Annotated in this window: 4 protein-coding genes; 2 read left to right on the top strand and 2 right to left on the bottom strand. The window is 38.3% G+C overall.

The window, feature by feature from the left end; translation table 11 throughout:
• Positions 1–410, bottom strand: a 410-nt coding sequence (locus L652_RS0102545) for a DUF421 domain-containing protein (protein ID WP_024603258.1), incomplete at its 3' end; no start/stop codon positions are given.
• A gap of 323 nt (positions 411–733) precedes the next feature.
• Here L652_RS0102545 and L652_RS0102540 point away from each other — a divergent pair.
• Both L652_RS0102540 and gloA read left to right on the top strand, forming a co-directional pair.
• Complete coding sequence (locus L652_RS0102540) at positions 734–1,117, top strand: hypothetical protein (protein WP_024594922.1); 384 nt, start codon at positions 734–736, stop codon at positions 1,115–1,117.
• Between the two features lie 115 nt (positions 1,118–1,232).
• Positions 1,233–1,760, top strand: a complete 528-nt coding sequence (gene gloA / locus L652_RS0102535) for a lactoylglutathione lyase (protein WP_024594923.1) — start codon at positions 1,233–1,235, stop codon at positions 1,758–1,760.
• A 78-nt stretch (positions 1,761–1,838) separates the two neighbouring features.
• On the opposite strand, the gene L652_RS0102530 is transcribed toward gloA, so the two are convergent.
• Positions 1,839–2,263 (bottom strand): M48 family metalloprotease (locus L652_RS0102530; RefSeq protein ID WP_024603257.1); only part of this gene is annotated, 425 nt, incomplete at its 5' end.

Below are 2,263 nucleotides of genomic sequence, written 5' to 3'. Positions count from 1 at the left end.
TCTTCTATGGCTAATATACCAGCGCCACGTATAGCTGCGCGAATTTCTGATTTTGTTACGCGCTGCGATTTAAGTGCAGCCGTGCAGTATTCACCATCACTCATTAAAAGCGTGGGTTCTGCTTTTATAAGCGCTGCAAATTTTGACGAGCGCACACTAAGCCATGTAATAACATATTGCAGCCCAATTAATACTACAAAGGCAAGTATGCCCTCAGCTAAAGGGACACTTTTTGAAATAATAACAGACGCTAATATAGAGCCCAGCGCAATGGTGACTATAAAGTCGAACACATTCCATTTTGAAAGCGTACGTTTACCCGATATACGCAGCCAAAAAACCAGTGCGATATAACCTAGTACGCCAATAATAAGTACGCGTATTAAACCCTGCATATCATCAAAAAACATAGTCACTCCTTTATGTGCGTTATTTTTTATATAAGTAATTGCCCGCAGTAGTTATTTAAACTCTACATGGCACTTAGTTAAATAACGATGAATAAAGTGCCCTATTTTATTTTGTTAAATGTTTTACAAACTTAATTTTGCTTTGCTCTGTACTTTGATTACGTGGTTACCCATGTTTAAAAACGAACATACATCCTACAAATAAACATAAGGGCTAAACGCTATGGCGTTATAAGTTTACTTTTTTATAGGATAGTATGATTATCAATTTAGGTACAAGTTAGCAGTTTTCTTTGCTCAATAACGTTATAAAGGGATTTATCTTGAAATTAATTAAAAAAGCGATAGTTATCGGTGCATTAATACTGGCACAAGGATGTGTTTCTTACGATTTAGTGCACGTTAAAACATATACTTCAGGGCAAAAGCCAGTCAAAGGTACAGCCGTTAAACAAATTAAGTATGGGGATGGCTTTAAATGGGTGGGTGTTATAATTTCGCCAATTATTCCTATTCCTCTTATATTACCTTATGGTCGTGAACGCACCACTACTTGGTTATCTGATAATGGTGCTAGTGTTTACACCGAAATTCAAAAAACAGAAGCCAAAGGTTATGGGTGTCTGTTTATTAGCTCAGAAATAAATGGCTGCAGCGATGAAACGACTTGGGGCGCATTAATGATAAATGATATTAAGCTTCACTAACTATTTTATACCACTCTTTTATGCTCAGGGCAGTTTAAATTTAAACTACGGTTGATTATGATAACTTAAGCATTATATCTCTATTTTCGCTTTTTAATTATTAGAAAGGATCACCATGTCTAGCTATAACGAATCTCCAGAACAAATTGAACAAGCCACACAAGGCTATGTGATGCAGCAAACTATGTTGCGTATTAAAGATCCAAAGCCGTCTTTAGAATTTTATCAAAATGTATTGGGTATGAAGCTTTTAGGTAAGTATGACTTTCCTGGTATGAAATTTACGCTTTACTTTTTAGGCTACGAACAAGAGTTGCCAGAAGGCGATGATAAGGCAAAAGCTGAATGGGTGTTTCGTCGCCCTGCGTTGATTGAGCTTACTCATAATTGGGGCACTGAAAACGACGACAGTTTTGAGGGATACCACAGTGGTAACCAAGAGCCTAAAGGCTTTGGCCATATTGGTATTAGCGTACCGGATGTTTACGAAGCCTGTGAGCGCTTTGCAAAATACGATGTTGAGTTTGTTAAAAAACCAGATGATGGTTCAATGAAAGGCTTAGCCTTTATTAAAGATCCTGACGGCTACTGGATTGAAATACTCTCTGCTGAGGGAATTACCGAGATTATCCTTTCTCAGTAATAATTATTTCTCTATACAAAAAATATTACACATAAAAAGCCTGCATTAGCAGGCTTTTTTATGTGTAATATTTATGCGTTATTTACGTAGTGCGTCGATTCGTGCATCAAGCGGTGGGTGCGATGACAACAGTTCAGCCATCCCTTTGCCACTTGCAATACCAAAGGCCATCATTGAACCTTCTAATTGCGACGGATGATTTTGCTTTAATCGCTCAAGGGCTGATCGCATTTTATCGGCACCAACTAGTTTTGCTGCGCCGCTGTCGGCTGCAAACTCACGTTTACGGCTGTAACTTGCAACCACTATGCTTGCTAGTACACCAAATAATACTTGGAATAACATATCGAATAAAAAGTATGTCCAGCTACTGCCGCCCTCTTCTTCATCGCTATTAATAAAGTTATCTACAATGCCTGCCAGTACTTTTGCGGCAAATATTACAAAGGTATTTACCACGCCTTGTATTAGCGTAAGCGTTACCATGTCGCCGTTAGCCACGT

The organism is Pseudoalteromonas sp. TB25 (assembly GCF_000497995.1).
Lineage (GTDB): Bacteria > Pseudomonadota > Gammaproteobacteria > Enterobacterales > Alteromonadaceae > Pseudoalteromonas > Pseudoalteromonas distincta.
Note: the sequence above shows the minus strand (reverse complement) of the source record. Positions and strands in the feature narration are given on the sequence as shown.